The sequence below is a fragment of the Pseudomonas sp. GZJR-8 genome (genome assembly GCF_002916705.1).
In the GTDB taxonomy this organism is placed as follows: domain Bacteria; phylum Pseudomonadota; class Gammaproteobacteria; order Pseudomonadales; family Pseudomonadaceae; genus Aquipseudomonas; species Aquipseudomonas synxantha_A.
The window spans coordinates 365,885-386,150 of sequence record NZ_JXSI01000005.1 but is presented as its reverse complement, the minus strand read 5'-3'; the positions used below and the strand labels follow the sequence as shown (position 1 = coordinate 386,150).

Genomic DNA, 20,266 nt, shown 5'->3' with positions numbered 1-20,266 from the left:
GGTGAAACCGTGGTGGTGGCTCAGGAGGGCCCGACCGGCAAGCAGCTGGTGGCCTATGTCGTGCCGCTGGACTCAACACTTCTGGACGACGCAGTCGCTCAATCAAACGGCCGCGAAACCTTACGTCGCGCGTTGAAATCCCGCTTGCCGGACTACATGGTGCCGACGCACTTGATGTTCCTCGAACGTATGCCGCTGACCCCTAACGGCAAGCTCGATCGCAAGGGCTTGCCGCTGCCGGATGTGAGCCAGATGCAGCAGGTGTATGTGGCACCTCAGAGCGAGTTGGAGCAGAAGATCGCCACCATCTGGGCCGACGTGCTGCGCCTGCCGCAAGTCGGCTTGCATGACAACTTCTTCGAATTGGGTGGCGACTCGATCATTTCGATCCAGGTGGTCAGCCGGGCTCGCCAGGCCGGGGTGCGCTTCACGCCCAAGGATCTGTTCCAGCATCAGACCGTGCAAAGCCTGGCGACCGTCGCCCGGGAAGGCGAGGGCACGGTGCAACTGGACCAGTCGGCCCTGACCGGCGAGTTGCTGCTGCTACCAGTGCAACAAGGCTTCTTTGCCGATGACATTCCCCAGCGTCACCACTGGAACCAGTCCGTGGTGCTGCAACCGCACCAGCCGTTGCAGGCGCCGTTGCTGGTGGCGGCACTGCAGGCGTTGATCGTGCATCACGATGCCTTGCGCAGCACTTTCGTCGAGGGGCCGCAAGGCTGGAGCGCAGCTTACCGCGGTCCCGATCAGCACCAGGCTGAACAGGTGCTGTGGCAAACCACCTTGAACAACGTCGAGGAGCTGGACGCCCTGGGTGAAGAAGCCCAACGCAGCCTCGACCTGGCTGTGGGGCCGTTAGTGCGTGCTGTGTTGGCGCAGTTGGCCGATGGCTCCCAGCGTTTGTTGCTGGTAATCCATCACTTGGTGGTGGACGGTGTATCGTGGCGCATCCTGCTTGAAGACCTGCAAAGCGCTTACCAGCAACTGGCGCAGGGCGCTCCTGTGGCGTTGCCCGCCAAGACCAGCGCCACCCGCGCCTGGGCCGCACGCTTGCAGATCTATGCCCGTAGCGCTGCGCTGCAACGCCAACTGGCCTGGTGGCAGACGCAATTGCAAGGCAGCCCGGTCGGCTTGCCCGGCGCTGATCCACAGGCAAGCTTGAGCAATCAGCTGGCGCTGAGCGTGAGCACGCAGTTGGACGGCACGTATACGCGACGTTTGCTGCAAGACGCGCCGAGTGCCTACCGTACCCAGATCAACGACCTGCTGCTCACCGCCCTGGCGCGGGTGATCACACGCTGGAGCGGCGAGGCCTCGATGTTGATACGGCTGGAAGGCCACGGTCGTGAAGACCTGTTCGATGAGATCGACCTGACCCGCACGGTCGGTTGGTTTACCAGCCTTTACCCATTGCAATTGGTTCCGGCTGACTCCCTGGGTACTTCCCTGAAACACATCAAGGAGCAATTGCGCGTCGTGCCCGACAAGGGCCTGGGGTTTGGCGCATTGCGATACCTGGGCGATACCGAGGCGCAACTGGCGCTGGCGGCCTTGCCACGCCCACGTATTACCTTCAACTACCTGGGGCAGTTTGACGCCAGTTTTGACAATGGCGAACAGCCAGGGCTGTTCACACCGACCGGTGATGCCAGCGGTGCCGAGCAAAGCCAGCAGGCGCCTTTGGGCAACTGGCTGGAGATCAATGGCCAGGTCTTTGGCGGCGAGCTGAAATTGAACTGGAGCTTCAGCCAGGCGATGTTCGATGAGGCGACGGTGCAACGCCTGGCTGATGAATATGCAACTGAACTCATGGCGCTGATCGACCACTGCTGTGAGTCGACGCACCAAGGCGTGACGCCGTCGGACTTCCCCCTGGCGCGTTTGTCCCAGGCACAGTTGGATGGCCTGGCGCTGAACGTGGCCGAGGTCGAAGACCTGTACCCGTTGTCACCGATGCAGCAAGGCATGTTGTTCCAATCGCTGTACGGCGAAGGCTCGAGTGACTACATCAACCAGATGCGCATTGATGTGCAGGGCCTGGACGTAGCGCGCTTCCACCAGGCATGGCAGGTGGCGGTGGAGCGTCATGAGATCCTGCGCAGCGGTGTTGTCTGGCAGGCGGAGCTTGAGCAGCCTTTGCAGGTGGTCTACAAGCAGGCGCACCTGCCGTTTGTGCAGTTGGATTGGCAAACGCGTGCAGACTGCAACCAGGCCCTTGATGACTTGGCCGAGTCGGCACGGGCCCAGGGCTTTGTGCTGGAGCAGGCGCCGTTGCTGAGCTTGACGGTGGTGCGCACGGGGGTATCGAGCTACCACCTGATCTACACCAATCACCATATCCTGATGGATGGCTGGAGTGGTTCGCAGCTGTTCGGTGAGGTGCTGCAACAGTATGCGGGCGAGGCGCTGCCCGCGCCGACCGGGCGTTATCGTGACTATATCGCCTGGCTGCAGGCGCAGGATAAAGCTGCCAGTCAAGCGTTCTGGAAAGACCAACTGGCCAGCCTGCAAGAGCCTACGCGTCTGTCCCGTTCCGCACAGACTGAGGCGGACGCGGTCCTGGCGGTCAATGGCGAACATCGCTTGAGCCTGGATGCCGCGCAAACCGAACAGCTTAGAACCTTTGCCCAGCGCCACAAGGTGACCCTCAATACCCTGGTGCAAGGCGCCTGGTTGTTGCTGTTGCATCACCACACCGGGCAAGCCACCGTAGCCTTCGGCGCCACGGTGGCAGGGCGTCCGGCGCAACTTCGCGGGATTGAACAGCAGGTCGGATTGTTCATTAACACGCTGCCCGTGGTGGCGACGCCGGATGCGCAGATGTCGGTCAGCCACTGGTTGCAGCAGCTCCAGCAGCAGAACGTTGGCTTGCGTGAGCAAGAACACACGCCGCTGTTCGAGATCCAGCGTTGGGCCGGGCTGGGCGGTGAAGCCCTGTTCGACAGTATCCTGGTGTTTGAAAATTATCCGGTGTCCGAGGCGCTGGAGCAGGGTGCACCGTCGGGGTTGCGGTTTGGTGCAGTGCACAGCCTGGAGCAGACCCACTATCCATTGACCGTGTTGTTGGCCCTCGGCGAGACACTGGGCCTGGAATTCAATTACGCCCGCCAGGCCTTCAGCACAACGCATATCCAGCGCTTGGCCGAGCACTTCCAGCAGTTGCTGCTGGCCCTGGCCACCGATGGCAGTCAACGTCTTGGCGCGTTGCCGTCACTGGCGCAGGCCGAGCGTCAGTTGGTGGTGCAGGATTGGAATGCCACGGCGGTGGACTACCCGCTCGATCAAGCAGTACACCGCTTGATCGAGGCTCAGGTATTGCGCACGCCGGATGCGCAGGCGTTGGTGTTTGACGGGCAAACCCTGAGTTACAGCGCGTTGAACGCCCGGGCCAACCGGCTGGCGCACCGCTTGATGGCGGCCGGAGTCGGCCCGGATGTGCTGGTGGGCCTGGCGCTGGAGCGCTCGGTGGAAATGGTGGTCGGCCTGTTGGCGGTGCTCAAGGCCGGTGGCGCCTATGTGCCTCTGGACCCTGAATACCCCGGTGACCGCCTGGCCTACATGCTGCAAGACAGTGGCGCACAACTGCTGTTGACCCAGACCCACCTGCTGGCGCAGCTGCCGGTTCCAGCGGGTGTGAACACTCTGGTGCTGGAGCAGGGCGATGCCTGGTTGGAGGCGTTCGGCAGCCACAACCCGGATATTACCGTGCATGGCGAAAACCTCGCCTACGTGATCTACACATCCGGTTCCACCGGCCAACCCAAGGGCGCCGGCAACCGCCATAAAGCACTGACCAACCGCCTGTGCTGGATGCAGCAGGCCTATGGTCTGGACGCCCGCGACAGCGTATTGCAGAAAACCCCGTTCAGCTTTGACGTGTCGGTGTGGGAGTTCTTCTGGCCGTTGATGACCGGCGCCCGCCTGGTGGTGGCGGCGCCGGGGGATCATCGTGACCCTGCCAGGCTGGTGAGCCTGATCAACTCGCAGCAGATCACCACGCTGCATTTCGTGCCGTCCATGCTGCAAGCGTTCTTGCAAGACGCGGCAGTTGCTTCGTGCCAGAGCCTGCAACGCATCGTCTGCAGCGGTGAGGCATTGCCCGCGGACGCCCAGCAACAGGTGTTCGCCAAGTTACCCCACGCCGGGTTGTACAACCTGTACGGTCCCACCGAAGCGGCTATCGATGTGACCCACTGGACTTGTGTCGAGGAAGGCCGCGATGCCGTGCCGATTGGCCGACCGATTGCCAACCTGGGTTGCTACGTGTTGGATGACAATCTGGAGCCTGCACCGGTGGGCGTGTTGGGTGAATTGTACTTGGGCGGTATTGGCTTGGCGCGGGGTTACCATCGCCGCGCGGCACTCACCGCTGAGCGTTTTGTGACTGACCCGTTCGGTAGCGGCACACGTCTGTATCGCACCGGCGACCTGGCGCGTTATCGCGACGATGGCGTGATCGAATATGCCGGGCGCATGGACCATCAGGTCAAACTGCGTGGCCTGCGTATCGAGTTGGGAGAAATCGAAGCGCGCCTGCTGGAGCTCGACAGTATCCGCGAAGCCGCAGTGCTGGCGGTGGACGGCACGCACCTGGTGGGTTACCTGGTGCTGCAACAGCCGCTTGAGGATTGGAAAGCGGCGGTGGTTGCGTACCTGGCCGCGCAGTTGCCGGACTACATGGTCCCGGCGCAGTGGGTGGTGCTGACGCAGATGCCGCTGAGCCCGAACGGCAAGTTGGACCGTAAGGCACTGCCCAAGCCTGAGGCTCAGAGCGCTGAGCAACACCAGGCACCTGTCACCGAGATCGAGCAGCAGATCGCGGCGATCTGGCGCGAGGTTCTGGAAGTGGAGCGTGTGGGGCTTCGCGACAATTTCTTCGAACTCGGCGGCCATTCGCTGCGGGTGCTGATGCTCAAGGAGCGGATTCGCAAGGTCAGCGGCGTGAACCTGTCCGTCAGCCAATTGATGCTTAACCCCACCGTGGCGGGGCAGGTCAAGTGCTTGCAGGGCGATAGCCGAGCGTCGTTGATCGTCAAGCTTAACCAGCAGACGCAAGGCACGCCGTTGTTCATGTTCCACCCAAGCTTCGGCTCGGTGCATTGCTACACCGCGATTGCTCTGGCCCTGCGTGAGCAGCGCCCGGTGTACGGGGTAATGTGTCGCGCATTGGCTGAAGACGGCGCCGCGGTGCCGCATTGGCAGGTGATGGTCGAGGATTACACCGCGCAATTGTTGGCGGCCCAACCCCATGGCGCGTTCCGCCTGGCCGGCTGGTCGTTGGGCGGTAATCTGGCCATGGAAGTGGCCTACGGCCTGGAGCAAGCCGGCCGCGAGGTTGAGTTTGTAGGCTGGATCGACGCTGCGCCGCCGCAGTGGGTCAAACCCTACTGGGATGCTGTGGAGGTCGAGGACGACCTCGAAGTCTCAGCCAATGAGCGCCGTGCCGCCTTGTTGGGGGTGATGTTCCCCGAATTTGCCGAGTCCATCCAGGGTGCCTGGCAGCAATGCCGGCGGGATACCGAGGATGAAGCGCAGCAATGGCTGGGATTCGTGAGCTGGGCTGAACAGACCTTGGGCGAAGCATTTACTGCCGTCAAAGAGGAACTGCTGCGTGGCAATGAGGCGCAGATATCCTGGGACGTTGACCGGGCACTGAGTGAGCGCTTGCTGCAGGCTGACTTCAAGCCGATCAAGGCTCCCATCAGTTGCTGGTGGGCAGCCAAGAGCCGGGCAGGGCGATTCAAGGACGTGATTGAGCAGCAGATGGCGACGGTGATCAGCCAGGGGCGTATCGAGCGCTCGGTGATGATTGATACTGATCATGACGGCATCATCGACAGCGCGGTGTTCATCAGCAGTTTGGTGGATGCGATGAGGTAAACCGCCGCTTTACGAGAAGCCCGGATCCTGTATCCGGGTTTTTTGTGGGTGAGCGGCATAGTCTTTTTGGCTGATGCCGATCAATGAAGCAGCCACAGACTATTTTCGTACGAAAAAAAAACGCCCGGTGAGCGTTCAACTCTCACCGGGCGTGCGGTCGATCAAGGGGTGCGATCAGAAGTCCCAGCGGGTGCTGACCATCACGTTGCGCGGCTCGCCGTAGGCGGCCGAATTATAGAAGCCCACGTTGCTGTAGTAGGACTTGTCGAAGATATTGTTGAAGTTGACGGTGGCCGAAAGGTTCTTGGTGACCTGGTAGCGAGTCATCAAGTCCACCAACCAGTAGGATTCCTGGGTGATGTCCTGATCTTGCTTGAGCGGCTCGTTCCAGATTGAGTTCCAGCCCTTGGTCTGCCAGCGTACCCCGCCACCGATGGTGAACTTGTCCAGGTCGCCCTTGAGCTTGTAGGTGGTATTCAGGTTGACCTGATGCTCGGGCTCGAAGGTAGAGAGCTTCTTGTCGTCTTCGTCTCGTACGATCTTGTGGGTGTAGCCACCCTGCAGTTGCCAGCCTGGGCTCAACTCACCGGAGATCTCTGCTTCATATCCCTTGGTGACGGCTTTGGAGCCCTTGAACGCCCAGTTTTGCGGGGCTGGTACTTGGTTGTTATAGGCATCGTCCGAGATCGGGCGGTTGGTCTCATGCACTTCGAAGTAAGCGATGCTGGTGTTGAGACGGCCGTCGAAAAACTCGCCTTTCAGGCCCAACTCGTAGTTCTGTCCTTCGTCCGGTTCCAGCAGTTTTTCGTTGCGGTCCTTATAGGTGCTTTCCTGGGGTTGGAAAATATCGGTGTAGCTGGCGTATACCGAGAAGTTGTCGTTGAGGTCGTAGATCACGCCGGCGTAGGGAATAAAGCGACCCGTTTCCTTGTAGGAAGGATTGTTGCCGGTGACGTGATAGTTGGCCACGCGCCCACCCAGGATCACGTTCAGGTCGTCTATCACGTTAAAGCGTGCGGTCAGGTAGTAGCCGGTCTGGCGGATGGTGTCATCGATGTGCTGTTGGGCCGGGCCGTAGATCGGCTTGGCGATATGGCCGTTCCAGTTATAGAAGTCGACCTTGTTACCGCCTGGCCATTCCGGCGTCCAGTAGCCCTTGCCTTGCCAGCGCGAGGTGCCGATGGAGCCACCCACCACCAGTTCATGTTCGCGGCCAAACAGGCTGAACGGCCCGGTGGCGTAGAGGTCAGCCGAGGTGCTCTTGGTCTCTCCGGTGTATTTCTGGCCATTAATCTCGGCGGTGCCATCGGCTGCTGGCTGGACGAATTGAATCGAACCCAGGTCGGCATGGTAGCTGTTGATCTTGTGGTCTAGCTGGAATTTGGTGACCCAGCCGTCACCCATGTCATGTTCGAGCATGGCGAAGGCGGTACGGGTGTTCTGCTCCCAGGAACTCCAGGTGGTGCCGTTGTTATACGAGCGGGGCATCTTGTTGATGCTGCCGTTGGAGTTGACCAGCGGGAAGGACCCGGACCAGCTCGACCCCTGCGGAATGTTGTCCTGGTAATCGAAGCCCACCGTCAGCATGGTGTCCGGGGACAGGTCGAATTCGGTGATGCCGTAATAGGTTTCGGTCTTGCGCGAGTAGTGGTCCATGAAGGACTTTTTGTCCTGGTACGCCGCCACGGCACGCCCACGGACATTGCCGCTGTCGGTCAACGGGCCGCTGACATCCACTTCGCTGCGGTAGTTGTCCCAGGAGCCCGCGCCCAGTTGGACGTGGCCCTTGAAATCCGAGGTGGGTTTCTTGCGGATCAGGTTGATGGTAGCGCCCAATGAGCCCGCGCCATTGAGCAGGCCCGTGGCCCCCTTGAGGATTTCGACACGATCATAGATCGCCATGTCGCTGAGGGTGTTGCCCGCCGAATAACCAACGTTGCGCACGGTGGACGGGATACCGTCGTACTGGAAACTGTTGACCGAAAAACCACGAGAGTAGTAGTTGGTGCGGTCGGAGTCATAGGCTGACACGGTGATGCCCGGGGTGTGGCGCATCACGTCATCCATGTTGTTGAGGCCGAAGTCCTCGATGTGCTGGCGGGTGACCACGGTGATCGACTGCGGCGTTTGCCGCGGCGTCAGGGTCAGGCGCGTAGCCGTGGCAATGGTGCCCGGCGTGTAGGAACCGGAACCTTCGGTGATGTTGCCCAAGTAGTTGGCGGTCACCTCAGTGGGGCTCAGCTCCAGCCCGCCACCGCTGCTGGCGGCGGCAACGGTCAAGGTATTGCCATTGAGGCTATAGGTGGTCTGGCTGCCAGCCAGCAACGCGTCAATGGCCTGCTGCGGCTGCATCTTGCCCTTGACGGCGCGGCTGTTCTTGCCCTGTACATCGCCCGGGCTGTACAGCACTTGCACATTGGTCTGGCGGCCAAATTCCTGCAGTGCGCTCCCCAGCGACTGTGCAGGAATATTCAGCTCGATCTCCTGGGCTTGCACATAACCTGCAATTGGCATCGACACAGCCAGCGCCAGGGTACTCGGCAAGAGGTTGATGTTCAGGGCCCGGCGCATGGATAGCGCTTTGCTCAGGGGGCTGAGACCGAGTCGTGCTGGCATGGATGCTTTCTCTTCTGTGTTTTAAGTGGGCAATTATAAGTGTTTATTGAGGTTAGTTCTCATTACCACTAGTGAGACGTTCCTACTTCGCAAAACCGGAAAAAATATTCCGATGCATCATGCAGGCTCCATTTCATGCACCACCTGGCCGGCGCGCAGGCGCACCAATTGGTCGGCAATGTCGAAATAACGGTCGTCATGGCTGATCACGATGATGGTCTTGCCCAGGCGTTTGAGGTCCGGCAGTAGCTCGGTGTAGAAGATGCGGCGAAAGGCCGGGTCCTGGTCGGCAGCCCATTCGTCGAACACCAGTACCGGGCGCTCCTCCAGCCAGGCATTGACCAGGGCCAGGCGTTTGCGTTGGCCGGTGGACAGGTCGGTGGTGCTGAACACGCCATCCTTGACGCTGACCTTGTGCGCGATTTCCAGGCGTTCCAGGTATTTGGTCGCGCTGTCCAGGGACTGGGCGGCGCTGCCTTGTACCAAATCGTCGAACAGGTAGTAGTCAGAAAACACCGTAGTGAACAACTGCCGATAATCGTCGCGTTCAGGGTCGGTCACCGCTGTGCCGTTGAGCACAATCTCGCCAGCCTGAGGCGGATACAGGCCCAGCAGCAGCTTGATCAAGGTGGTCTTGCCGCTACCGTTTTCGCCGACGATAAATACGATATCGCCTTGCTTGATGCTGAGGTTGATCGGCCCCAGATGGAACGGCTGGCTGCCTTCTACCGCTGGTGGGCTGTAGCTGACGCCGCGCAGTTCAAGGCTGTTGACCAGCGGCTTTGGCGCTTCACTGTCGTCCATCAACAAGTGGGGCTCGGGCGAAGAAAAACGCTCCGACAATTCGCTGATGCGCCCAAAGGCAATCTTGGCCTTGCCCACGACCGGCAAGTAACCCAGCAGGTGCTCCAGCGGCCCCTTCATGTACAACAGCACCAGCACGAAGCCAGTAATCACCGTAGGGTCGGGGTTGGGGTTGTACGCCTGCATCGCCAAAGCCAGGCCGATGACCACGAAGAACAGCATCGAGCCGAAGGTCTTGGCCAGAATATAAATATTGACCGAGCGCACCTGGATGTCGCTGATGCGGTCAGCGGTTTCCTGGATGCGATGGGTGTTCATGCGAAACCGCCGCGGGCGGTGCATGCGCAATTCCTTCGCGCCGGAGGCAATCGCATTGTAATAGCGCTGCAATTCATCCTCGTGGCTGCGGGCCAGGTCGAAGCCCTGGATGCCTTTGCCGCCGGCAATGAACTGCACGGCGCTACCGACGATGATCGCGACCACCATCATCAGAAACATCGGCACCGACAGGTAAGCCAGGTAACCGAGGCAACCCAGGGTGACGGTGGCGGCGATGGCCAGGGGTGTGAAGGCAAAGGAAAAATCGCTGATGGTGTCCACGTCGTGGGTCAGCACCGGGATCAGGCGGTGGGAGCGATACTGCTCGATCTGCCCGATCGGAGCTGACAGCACCTTTTCACCCAGGTCCTTGCGCAGGGCGGCAATGATCCGTTGCCCGACATAGTTGGTGCCGATGTCGGAAATGATCGAACTGATAAGCGCCACCACGCACAAGGCGGCAAAGGTCAGGACCACACCCTGTGTCATGCCGCCCTCGGAATGCAGAGCATTGTTGATGGTTGCCAGCAGCAGGGTGATGGCCAGGCCGCCGACCATGCCGAGGGCGACGGAGACCGTCACAATGGTGCGAAAGGGCCGGAGCAATGCGAGCAAACCTTTGAAGGCGCCGCGCTTGGGGTCGGTCATAAATACTTCCCGGGAAATGAAAAAGAGGGGGCTGGGCACACAGACCCTTACCCATGACAAACGAAGCATCGGCGTGACTATTTAGCTCGGTGCGCCAGGCGGTGGCAGTGAGCGATAAATTGCCTGGGGCCTGGTTCGTTCTTGTTGTGTAGGCGCACGCGTATCGACGCTGTGCGTGGCCCTTTCAGCGAGAGCGAAACAAATGACGAAAAAGAACCTGGTGTATGTCTGGTCCCTGAGAAATGCCGCTGCCGACAAGGCCGGGCAGCCGGTGGCCTACAAGGACCACGAGCGCTACATGAAGTCGGTGCTGGAGTTTCTGGTGGGCTCGCTCAACGACACGCCGCTGGGCGAGGTCTACAACCTGGTGGGCGTGGTGTATGACGACGATGAGCAAAACCCGCGCGACCAGCAGTTGGTAGCGGACTATGGCTTCGCCTACAAGCCGGGCCGCCAGTGGTTGTACCCGGCGGATTTGCGCGTGCAGGGCAAGTTGGTCAATGACCTGCTGCTGAGCGTGCCATCCACCTATCGCCGGCTGCCACGGGGCAGCGCCGAACATATCACCGGCAAGCAGGATTTCGAGCGGCGCCTGCATGACACCCTGGTGGAGTTGAAGGCCGACATCGTGGTACTTGACGGTTTGCTGGTGATTCTTGATGAGTTGGTGCGTCCGGGCGCGCCGTTTGCGCGGCGCATCATGAACATTCATCCGGGCATCACCCGCATCGAATCGCCTTACGAGCGCCGTGGGGCGTATGCCACCTGGAATGCGTTGTACGGTGCGCGTGGGCAAGTGGTTGTAGATTGGGCGACCAGGCAGACCCAGCCGTGCGAGCCGCTGTACCTGACTGGGGCATCGTTCCATTACGTGGATAACGGTATCGACTCCGGTGAAGTGTTCCACGACGTGCTCAAGACAGAGATTTCGCCTGAGGACACTATCCTCGAACTGCGCTGGAACAACTTCAATAACAGCCTGTTCCCGGCGCTGCACGAGGGCTTGGAGCTGTTGGCCAAGCAAGGCTGAGCACAATCTTGCTGATGCATGGGAACTAAATGTGGGAGGGGGCTTGCTCCCGATGAGGGCATGTCAGTCAATGCATGGGGGACTGACACACCGCTATCGGGAGCAAGCCCCCTCCCACAATTTAGAGCTCGCGCACTACCCGAAACCCAATCCAGTCGCCGCGCGTCTGCGGATAGATGTTGTTGCGATTGCCCGAACGTGAAAACACCGGCGCCTCGCCCCAGTCATTGCCGCGAATCTGATAAGCCTCACAGTTCGGCTCCACCCACGCACTGCCATCAGTCGGTGCGCCGACGTAGTTCGGGTGCTCGCAATCGGCTACCCGCTCATACACATTGCCGTGCATGTCATACATCCCGAACGCATTCGGCGGGTAGCTGCCGACCGGCGACGAATAGCTATAGCCGTCCGCCGGGCCGTAGGTGTTGGCGTGCTTGGCGATGCTGTAGCCCTTGCCCTCGTCGAACGGAAAGGGGAACGGTCCGGTGGTACCGGCGCGCGCGGCGTATTCACGCTGGGCTTCGCTGACCATGTGGTACGTGTGTCCGGTCTTCTTCGACAACCAACTCACGTATTGCTTGATGTCGTCCATGTCCATGCACACTGCCGGCTGGCGTGGGCCCTGGGGGTAGCGCGGCTTGCTGGCGATACATTCGCGGCCGGGGCGGTCGTCGCCGTTGGCGATCTTCACGCCGGTCTGGCGCACGTAACTGTCCCATTCGCCGGCGGTGATGTGGAAACGGCTCATGGCGAACGGCTTGGCGAAGGTCACCTCATGCATCGGGCCTTCATCGGGCTCGCGCCCCACTTCATCTTCCGGGGTGCCCATGGTGAAGGTGCCGGCGGGCAGCACCACCATCTCGGGGCAGTCCTTGCAGTCCTTGAAGACCTTGCCCGGCTGCGGGGCGGCAGCCTGGGCCAGGTTGGGCAGCAGGGCGCTACACAGGGCGGTGAGCGCCAGGGCGGTCAGGGGTTTGAGTCGGGATGGAGTCATGTGGGCATCTCGTTCAAAGGGAAAAAGGTCATAACCGCTGGCTCAGCAAGGTCATGAAGCGCTGGATCTCGGCCGAGTTGTTGAGCAGGCCGGGCGAGGTACGAATGACCGGGCCGACGTCACGGTCTACCGCGTCCACCACCACGCGGTTTTTCATCAGGTGGGCCGCAACTGCATCGCTGTTTTGGCCCTTGACCCGAAAGAAGGTGAAGCCCGCCGACAGCTCGGGGCTGCGTGGTGTGACCAGTTCGATCTGCGAGTGAGCCAGCAACTGGTCTTTCAGTTCGGTATTGAGCGCATGGATGCGTGCCTGTACCGGCGCCTTGCCCAACTGCAGGTGCAACTTGAAGGCTTCGTCGGCGGCCCAGCGATGTTCGAAGGCGTGGTAGCCACCGGGTGTCATGGTCGTGGCGAAGTCCTTGTCTTCCGAGAAGGTCGGTATCATCGGTGTGACGTATTTGTTTTCGGTCTCGCGGGCGCACACCAGGCCGGTGCCGCGCGGGCCGAACATCCACTTGTGGGTGCCTGATATAAAGAAGTCGCAGTGCATGTCCGGGAAGTCGAGGTTCTCGACGCCGAAGCCGTGCACGCCGTCGACCACATAGAGAATGCGGTCCGGCTCGTCGCGGTTGCGGTTGTGTTCGTCCACCAGCTTGCCGATCTCGCCGATGGGCAATTTCACGCCGCTGCCCGACTGCACCCACGTCATGCCCAATACGCGTGTGTTGGGGCGGATATTGCGCTGGATATTGCTCAGCACCTCGTCGGCCGATACTCGATTGGCATTTTCGAACAGGCGTATTTTACGAACCTGGGTTTGCTCCTTGCGCACTCTGAAATCAAGGCTGAACTCGGTGGCATAGTGCTCGTGCACGGTGGTGAGGATTTCCTGGTCGGCGCGCACCTTGATCCCGCCGTAAATCATCGCCAGCCCGTCGGATGTGCTACCGGTGAGGGCGATCTGTGCGGGTTTGGCCTTCAAATAGCGGCCGGCCCACTCGCGCACCTGGCCTTCGCGCTTCCAGGTTTCCTGCAGGTCCCAGTCCATGGCCAGCCCGGGGTTGCGATCGATCTGCTGGCGGTAGCGTTCAATGGCTTCGCGCACCGGCTTGGGGTGCGAGGCCACCAGGAAGTTGGAAAAGTGCAGGTAGTCCGGGTCCTGGTTGAACAGCTGTTTGAGTCCCGTCCATGGGTCGTTTGTAGTGGCTGCCAGTGCCTCGGGCAGCAGTGCGGCGCCCAGTGGCAGGCTCGCGGCAAAGACGCCGGCCTGCTTGAGAAATGTACGGCGGTCGGTCATGGACTTACTTCGTGCTGGTTAGCGATTGGCCAATGGTTTGGCGGCTTTTTGTACCTGGTCCCACACCCGCAGGAAGTTGCCGCCCCACAGTTTGGCAATATCGGCTTCGGAGTAGCCGCGCTGGATCAATTCGGCGGTGACGTTGCGTACTTCGCCAACGTTCTCCCAGCCCTGCAAACCACCGCCGTCGTTGAAGTCCGAAGCGATGCCGACGTGATCAATGCCGATCTTGCGCACGGTGTAGTCGATGGCGTCTCCCAGGTCCTTGAGGGTGGCCTTGGGTTCTTCTTCAAGGATGGCGTACAGCGCGCCGGCATACTCGCCGAAGCGTTGCTCGGGCCAGGCGGCAATGATTGCATCGCCGGGCATCAAGGCCATGGCCAGGTTGGGCAGTGGTGGCAGGTCGAAGCGTGCGCGCAGGGTGTTGAGCTTGTCCTGGGTCGGCTGGCTCAAGGGGCGCAGGTACGCGGGGAAGCCCACCACCTGCACCACGCCGCCGCTGTTCTTGATCAGTTGCAGTTCTTTGTCGCTGAGGTTGCGCGGGATATCCACCGACGCCCGAGGCGCCGAGTGGGATGCCACTATCGGCGTGCGGCTCAACTGCGCGACTTGTTCCAGGGCCTTGGTCGACATCTGCGACACATCGATGATCACGCCCAGGTCATTCAGGCGATGCACCGCCTGCCGGCCGATCGGCGACAGGCCTTCAAGGGCGTCGGGCGAGTCATTGAAAAACGGCAGCGGGCGCGAAGAGTCGGACCAGGCGTTGTTGCCGATGTAGCTGAACCCGAACATGCGCATGCCGCGTGCAGCCCACAGGTCCAGCTGGTTGAGGTCGTTGCCCAGCGGGTAGGCGTTGAGCATGCTGATAAAGATCGCGAACTTGCCTTCGCCGTGCAGGCGCCGCATATCGTCCGGGGTGTAGGCGATGCCCACCTGGTTGGGAAAGTCGCGCACCATGCCGGAGATGATCTTGTAGCGCACCTCCTGCTCGTGGCGGGCCTCTTCGACAAAACCGTCGGTGGGCTTGTGCGGGGCGTTGTCGCCGTTCCAGATCTCCGGCCAGCCGAAGATCGTCAGTGCGGCACCCGACAATCGGCCCCGCGCCGCCTTGGCCAGGTCGAACTGGCCGCTGCCATCCTTGTCGGCTTCATTGCCTGCCGTACCGAAATCCAGGGGCAGGGTGATGTGGCTGTCGAACGACAACAGGCGATCCTGCATTTCATTGGCCTGCTTGATCACCTCCAGCGGGTATCCGGCGTTGCCCTTGAACCATTGGTCCCAGACCAGAAAGCCGGCCCCGGCGCCGATAGCCAGGGCCAACGGCAGGCCGATATACAACGCCTTTTTCGAACGTGATTTTGTCATTGCCATCTCAGTCAGTTGCGGCCTTTGCTATCAGGGAAGAACGAGCGCTGGCGGGGGAAATTTAGGCGGCGCTGGCGCGACGGTAAATTTCAGCGGGCTGCAAACGTTCTAGCTCTGATCAAGCCGTTTCCTAAGGTAGCCAATGACAATCTCTCGACGTGGGTTCATCGCAGGCCTGGCGCTGACCGGCGCGGCCGTGCCGGCGGCCTTTTATGCCCATCGCGAGCTGACGCGGGAAGAAGAATTCCCCATCACCCCCGGCGAAGCCACGGTGGACCTGGCCGACACCCAGGGCCAGCACCTGGCGAACACCCTGCGCGGCGTCTGGAGCCTGCGCCTGGCAGGGCGCGATGCCGGCCTTGCGGGTTTGCCGTTGCACGGCCTGGAGCTGCTGCTCGACATCGCCCCTCGTGGCCGGGGGCTGCGGGGTTACCTGGACACCGCCGAGAACCTGCGTGCCGACGGCGAGCCACGCTATCGAGTCTTGGGCGACCTGCTGACGGGCGAGGGAGCCGTGCTCTATTGGCGGTTGATCGACCGCGACTCAGTCGGCGGTGTGCCGACCTATGAGTTCAAGATGACCCTGGATGAAGTCTGGGCCGACTTCGGCAATGCCGGCAGCGCCACGCTCAGCGGGCAAATCCTCGACCTCGATCGCCCCCTGGCGTTGATCGAGCGCGACAATCGTTTCATCGCGCACAAACAGCTGTTCCCCGAGGCACGACAACGCATCGGTCTGAATCCCACGTTGCTGGCCTGGCTGGTTTCTCCCGAACATCGCCTGTTTCACCAACTGTGGCACGCCACGCGTGACCAGTGGCACAAGCTCTCCGAAGAAAAACGCGAGGCCCTGCGTGGCATCGGCTGGCAACCGGGGCCCCGTGGCCAGGAGCGCGATGCCCGCGGCAAACGCAAGGATCGCAATGGCTCGGGCATCGACTTCTTCTTCATGCACCGGCATATGCTCGGTACTGCGCGCTCCATGCAAGGCCTGCCGTCGTGGCCGCAATTCCCCGCGCCGCAACCGGCGCTGGAGCGTGATCGCCTGGGCTTTGTGCGCTACTTCGACAACCACGACGGCTTCGCGCTGCCGCCCTGTTGGTCGGCGCCGGACGACGCCGACTACACCCAGTGGGTCAGTGATATCAAGGCGGCCGAGACCTACCACAGCAACTTCCAGGTCTGGGAATCCCAATACCGCGACCCGCGCTACCTGGCCAAGTTGACACTGGGCCAGTTGGGCTCGGAGATGGAGCTGGGCCTGCACGACTGGCTGCACATGCGCTGGGCCTCGGTGCCCCGCGACCCGTCCAACGGCGCACCTGTGCCGTTCGCCCGTGACCCAGCAGACTTCTCGGCACGCTGGTATGCGCCGGAGAATGACTTTCTTGGCGATCCGTTTTCATCCCACGTCAATCCGGTGTTCTGGCACTTCCACGGCTGGATCGATGACCGTATCGAAGACTGGTTCCGCGCCCACGAGCGTTTCAACCCGGGCGAAGTGCGTCGCCTTGAAGTCAACGGTGTGGCCTGGTTTGCGCCGGGGCGTTGGGTTGAAGTGGGCGACCCCTGGCTGGGCCCGGACACCCACGGTTGCAGCACCACGCCGGGCTTGCAGCAGGGTCGCTCGATGGAAATGGACCCGGAAATCATGAAACTGGCCCTGCGTATTACCTTCGGCGCCGATGAGGACCTGCTCAAGGGGTTGTTCAAACGCGTACCGCGGCGGCCTTGGTATGCGCGGCATTTGAAGGTCAAGCGCGAGACATGACTGCGCGGTAGACCTTGACACCTTCAGGTCCGTACGCAACGATCAACTCAATTTTAATAAATTGAGTTTCGGCCATGGCTAAGATCCAGAAACCGGTTGATTTCGAGGTGTTATTAAAACGCCACGGCCTGGAAATTTTCGAGCTGGCTCGCACTTTCAAGGCGATCGACGACAAAGGTAGGTATTTGCACTGGGATGAGTTTCGCCGTTATCCCGCACCGGGCCTCAACAAAGAGGCAGCGTGGGCCGCTATCAAAATGTCCCGTGCGTGTGCGAGCAAAACCTTGGAGCTGCGCAGTGAATGCGGCAGGCCTTTTTTCCTGTACACCACTGATTTTTGCGACGCGGTGATTCATGCCGTGGAGTCAGTCACGTCCAGGCTAGGAGGGGCGACTGCTTCCTCTCCTCAATACCGCGACAACACTCAGTATCTGGTCGATTCATTGATGATGGAGGAGGCAATCTCCAGTGCCCAGTTGGAAGGCGCTGCTACCACTCGCAAGATCGCCAAGGACATGTTGGCCAAGGAGCGCACGCCGCAGAATGACGATGAGCGGATGATCCTGAACAACTATCATCTGATGAAGCGGGCCAAATACAGCAAGGATGCAAACCTCTCTATCGCGCTGATCTGCGAGTTTCACGGCATCGCTACGGCGGGGATTGAAGAGGGCGACGCTCATCCTGGGCAGCTTAGAATCGCTGACGATATTTTTGTGGGCGGGGCTGCGGGAGAAGTCGTTCACCAACCTCCTCAGGCAGCGCTGCTGCCGGACAGGCTCGAAGCGCTTTGCCGGTTTGCAAATGACCGACATGACGGCCAAGCCGGCAGGCATTTTATCCATCCCGTGGTGAAGGCGATCATCCTGCACTTCATGCTCGGTTATGAGCACCCATTCAGGGACGGCAACGGGCGCACTGCGCGGTGTTTATTTTACTGGTTCATGCTCAAAAGCGGTTACTGGCCCTTTGAGTACATCTCCATCAGCACACTGCTCAAGGAGGCACCCATGCAATATGGGCGCTCATATGTTCATACGGAAACCGACGCTTTTGATTTGACCTATTTCGTCATTTATCAATTAAGGGTTATCGAGCGCGCCATTAACGAATTCATGGCGTACTTTGAAAGCAAACGTAAAGAAGCCGTGGAACTGATGGGCTGGCTGGGTACGCTTGGATTGCAGGCTGAGCTGAATTACCGACAAGGGCATTTCTTGAAAAAAGTGCTCCACCACCCTGGGCGCATCTTTACGCCCAAGGAACTCACGCACGACTATGACATTTCGGAAAACACCGCACGCAAGGACCTGGAGAGGCTGGCCGGCATGAAGGTGCTGTTCAAAGTGCAGGAAGGCAAGAGTTTCTTGTACGTTGCCAGAGAGGATGGTCAAGCCAACTTGAAGAAGCTGAAGCCGAAAAGCTAGGGTTTTTCAATCTTGCTCCTCTGCCCGCAGTTGCGCACTCATCTGATCGCAACTGCGCGCCCAGTCGCTGAGCCATTGGGGCATAGGCGGCGAAGTCTCTTCCAGACCCAGTTCGCGCACGAAATCCGACGGCGGCACGTTGCCCTTGGCGCCGCGGAACACTCCACGGATCACCACCACGCCAATCACTCGGCCATGGCTGACGAAGCGGTGCTCCATCAGGCTCCACTTGTGGTCCCAGCCGAGCATTCGGGTGTGCACTTCAAATACCTCGAACAGCTTCAACTCGCGGCGAAACTTGCCCCAGGTATCGCCTACGATCGGCACTGCCTTGTGGCGCAGCGCTACGCGAAAGGCACCCGTGCGCAACACAAAATCCATGCGCGCCACATCTGCCAGGGTGAAATAACGACCATTGGTGACATGCCGGTTCAGATCCAGGTCCAACGGCCAAACCCTCATGCGCACCACCGTAATGGCCAGGCCGTGGACCGGTTTGCGCCAGGGGCGACGCAACAGCATGTGCAGTAATCGAAACCAGAGATTCATGAAAAGACGCCAGACAGTTGAACAATGACCGCACTGTAAAGGCGAGGAATCGGATAAGGTAGGTGCGCAAATGACTTATTTCATGCGAAAAGCGCAAACTGGTTTTTAAATGCACATTACCTTGCTTCTGGCTGACCGATGTTCCGCCGCCAATGCCACCCTTGCCATGGAAGTACTCAGTGCGGCCAACCTGTTTGCGGATAGCCCGTGCTTTGAGGTGGTGCTGGCTTCCCTGGATGGGCAGGCGGTGGTGACATGGGGCGGCCAGCGCCTGGAGGTGGATTGCAGCGTGGCGCAGGTGGCCCGGACCGACCTGGTATTGATCCCAGGCTTTCTGTTTACCCTCAAGGAAGTCTTGCCGACGTTTGCCGCTTACGGCGCTTGGTTGCGTGAGCAGCATGGTCGTGGCGCAGTGCTGGCCTCGATGTGCACGGCCGCGTTTCTCTTGGCCGAAACGGGCCTGTTGCAGGGCTTGCGCGCCACCACCCATTGGGCGTTTACCAAGTTCTTCCGTCGTCGCTATGCCCAGGTCTGTCTGGATGAGGGGCAGATCCTCTGCGAAGAAAACCGCTTGATTACCTGCGGTGGCGCCACGGCGGCGATGGATTTGATGCTGCACCTGATCCGCCGCTTCGGTTCTGCGGAACTGGCTTATACCTGCGGCAAATATTTGCTGATCGATACCGGGCGCACCGAACAGTCGGTGTATGCCATGTGGTCGTTGCCCAAAAGCCACGGGGATAGCGAGATTCTGCGCGTACAGCACTGGTTGGAGCAGCACTTTACCGAGTCATTGGTGATCGACGAGGTGGCCCGGCGCTTCGGCTTTGGCGTGCGTAATTTCAAGCGCCGCTTCAAGGACGCCACCGGTCATACGCCAATCGGCTACCTGCAAACCCTGCGTCTGGAACGGGCCAAGCAGATGCTTGAGTCAACGCGCATGACGCTCGACAGCATTACCTATGCCGTTGGCTATGAAGACAGCAATTCGTTTCGGCGCCTGTTTCAGCAGCGGGTGGGTATGTTGCCGGCGGCGTATCGCAAGAAATTCCTGATCGTCCAGGGCTGACTCAAATGTGGAAGGGGCGGTGCGACGATTCGACTTCCCCCGGAGGCGACCTGACAGCCGAGCAAATCGCAGACGAAAAAACCGGCTGATCAGGCCGGTTTGGGGTATCCCGCAAACAGCGCGGGGTTATACGTGGGAGCTCAGCAGACGCTCGGCACCACCTTCGGCCAAGCCACGTTCCTGCAAGCGGTCAGCACCACCTTCGGCCAGACCACGTTCCTGCAAGCGGTCAGCACTGCCTTCGGCCAGACCACGTTCCTGCAAGCGGTCAGCACCGCCTTCGGCCAGACCACGTTCCTGCAAGCGATCCGCGCCGCCTTCGGCAACACGAGTTTCCATCAGCCGGTCGGCACCGCCTTCAGCGACTACCGGGTGGGCAAAAGCGTTTGCAGCGAGTACCGAGAAAGCGAGGCTAAGCAGGATTTGGCGTTTCATGATGGTGTGCTCCGAGTGCTTTAGTTGGGTGCCGTTTGGCATGGGTTTGATGTTACGCGC

At 60.5% G+C, this 20,266-nt stretch carries 12 protein-coding genes; 5 read left to right on the top strand and 7 right to left on the bottom strand.

The annotated features are described in order from the left end of the window. On the top strand, positions 1–5,880 hold a 5,880-nt coding region (locus TK42_RS13375; RefSeq protein WP_146097876.1), incomplete at its 5' end, for a non-ribosomal peptide synthetase. Positions 5,881–6,054: 174 nt separating this feature from the next. Here the strand turns inward: TK42_RS13375 and TK42_RS13370 are convergent. Next, entirely contained in the window at positions 6,055–8,496 is a 2,442-nt protein-coding gene (locus tag TK42_RS13370) for a TonB-dependent siderophore receptor (protein WP_032876307.1), read from the bottom strand. Positions 8,497–8,613: 117 nt separating this feature from the next. Further along, positions 8,614–10,266, bottom strand: a complete 1,653-nt coding sequence (locus TK42_RS13365) for a cyclic peptide export ABC transporter (RefSeq protein ID WP_005787638.1) — start codon at positions 10,264–10,266, stop codon at positions 8,614–8,616. A gap of 202 nt (positions 10,267–10,468) precedes the next feature. On the opposite strand from TK42_RS13365, the gene TK42_RS13360 reads away from it, so the two are divergent. Continuing rightward, positions 10,469–11,296 carry a N(5)-hydroxyornithine transformylase PvdF gene (locus tag TK42_RS13360; RefSeq protein WP_103734415.1) on the top strand — a complete coding sequence of 276 codons (828 nt, stop codon included), beginning with the start codon at positions 10,469–10,471 and terminating at the stop codon, positions 11,294–11,296. 121 nt (positions 11,297–11,417) lie between these two features. Here TK42_RS13360 and TK42_RS13355 read toward each other — a convergent pair whose 3' ends face one another. From TK42_RS13355 to pvdM, 3 genes are read right to left on the bottom strand one after another with little or no spacing between them, the layout of a single operon-like run. Further along, entirely contained in the window at positions 11,418–12,290 is an 873-nt protein-coding gene (locus TK42_RS13355) for a formylglycine-generating enzyme family protein (RefSeq protein WP_103734414.1), read from the bottom strand. 28 nt (positions 12,291–12,318) lie between these two features. Then, positions 12,319–13,587, bottom strand: coding sequence for an aminotransferase class V-fold PLP-dependent enzyme (locus tag TK42_RS13350; protein WP_103734413.1), 1,269 nt, complete (start codon positions 13,585–13,587; stop codon positions 12,319–12,321). An 18-nt stretch (positions 13,588–13,605) separates the two neighbouring features. Next, positions 13,606–14,955: a pyoverdine-tailoring dipeptidase-like protein PvdM gene (pvdM, locus tag TK42_RS13345; RefSeq protein WP_103734412.1), complete on the bottom strand. Its 1,350-nt coding sequence runs from the start codon at positions 14,953–14,955 to the stop codon at positions 13,606–13,608. A 142-nt stretch (positions 14,956–15,097) separates the two neighbouring features. Here pvdM and TK42_RS13340 point away from each other — a divergent pair, with 142 nt between their 5' ends. After that, positions 15,098–16,726, top strand: a complete 1,629-nt coding sequence (locus tag TK42_RS13340) for a PvdJ/PvdD/PvdP-like protein (protein WP_103734411.1) — start codon at positions 15,098–15,100, stop codon at positions 16,724–16,726. 74 nt (positions 16,727–16,800) lie between these two features. After that, positions 16,801–18,153 (top strand): Fic family protein, encoded by a 1,353-nt coding sequence (locus TK42_RS13335; RefSeq protein WP_103734410.1) that lies wholly within the window; start codon positions 16,801–16,803, stop codon positions 18,151–18,153. Positions 18,154–18,159: 6 nt separating this feature from the next. Here the strand turns inward: TK42_RS13335 and TK42_RS13330 are convergent, their stop codons facing one another. Next, positions 18,160–18,702 carry an acyl-CoA thioesterase gene (locus TK42_RS13330; protein ID WP_032876284.1) on the bottom strand — a complete coding sequence of 181 codons (543 nt, stop codon included), beginning with the start codon at positions 18,700–18,702 and terminating at the stop codon, positions 18,160–18,162. A gap of 109 nt (positions 18,703–18,811) precedes the next feature. On the opposite strand from TK42_RS13330, the gene TK42_RS13325 reads away from it, so the two are divergent. After that, positions 18,812–19,771: a GlxA family transcriptional regulator gene (locus TK42_RS13325; protein ID WP_103734409.1), complete on the top strand. Its 960-nt coding sequence runs from the start codon at positions 18,812–18,814 to the stop codon at positions 19,769–19,771. 126 nt (positions 19,772–19,897) lie between these two features. Here TK42_RS13325 and TK42_RS13320 read toward each other — a convergent pair whose 3' ends face one another. Continuing rightward, positions 19,898–20,206, bottom strand: coding sequence for a hypothetical protein (locus tag TK42_RS13320; RefSeq protein WP_103734408.1), 309 nt, complete (start codon positions 20,204–20,206; stop codon positions 19,898–19,900). Positions 20,207–20,266: the final 60 nt, after the last annotated feature.

Excerpts from the sequence above, each read along its gene's own strand:
- TK42_RS13370 (WP_032876307.1), bottom strand. The coding sequence starts at position 8,496 with ATGCCAGCACGACTCGGTCTCAGCCCCCTGAGCAAAGCGCTATCCATG.
- TK42_RS13365 (WP_005787638.1), bottom strand. The coding sequence starts at position 10,266 with ATGACCGACCCCAAGCGCGGCGCCTTCAAAGGTTTGCTCGCATTGCTC.
- TK42_RS13360 (WP_103734415.1), top strand. The coding sequence starts at position 10,469 with ATGACGAAAAAGAACCTGGTGTATGTCTGGTCCCTGAGAAATGCCGCT.
- TK42_RS13355 (WP_103734414.1), bottom strand. The coding sequence starts at position 12,290 with ATGACTCCATCCCGACTCAAACCCCTGACCGCCCTGGCGCTCACCGCC.
- TK42_RS13350 (WP_103734413.1), bottom strand. The coding sequence starts at position 13,587 with ATGACCGACCGCCGTACATTTCTCAAGCAGGCCGGCGTCTTTGCCGCG.
- pvdM (WP_103734412.1), bottom strand. The coding sequence starts at position 14,955 with ATGACAAAATCACGTTCGAAAAAGGCGTTGTATATCGGCCTGCCGTTG.
- TK42_RS13340 (WP_103734411.1), top strand. The coding sequence starts at position 15,098 with ATGACAATCTCTCGACGTGGGTTCATCGCAGGCCTGGCGCTGACCGGC.
- TK42_RS13335 (WP_103734410.1), top strand. The coding sequence starts at position 16,801 with ATGGCTAAGATCCAGAAACCGGTTGATTTCGAGGTGTTATTAAAACGC.
- TK42_RS13330 (WP_032876284.1), bottom strand. The coding sequence starts at position 18,702 with ATGAATCTCTGGTTTCGATTACTGCACATGCTGTTGCGTCGCCCCTGG.
- TK42_RS13325 (WP_103734409.1), top strand. The coding sequence starts at position 18,812 with ATGCACATTACCTTGCTTCTGGCTGACCGATGTTCCGCCGCCAATGCC.
- TK42_RS13320 (WP_103734408.1), bottom strand. The coding sequence starts at position 20,206 with ATGAAACGCCAAATCCTGCTTAGCCTCGCTTTCTCGGTACTCGCTGCA.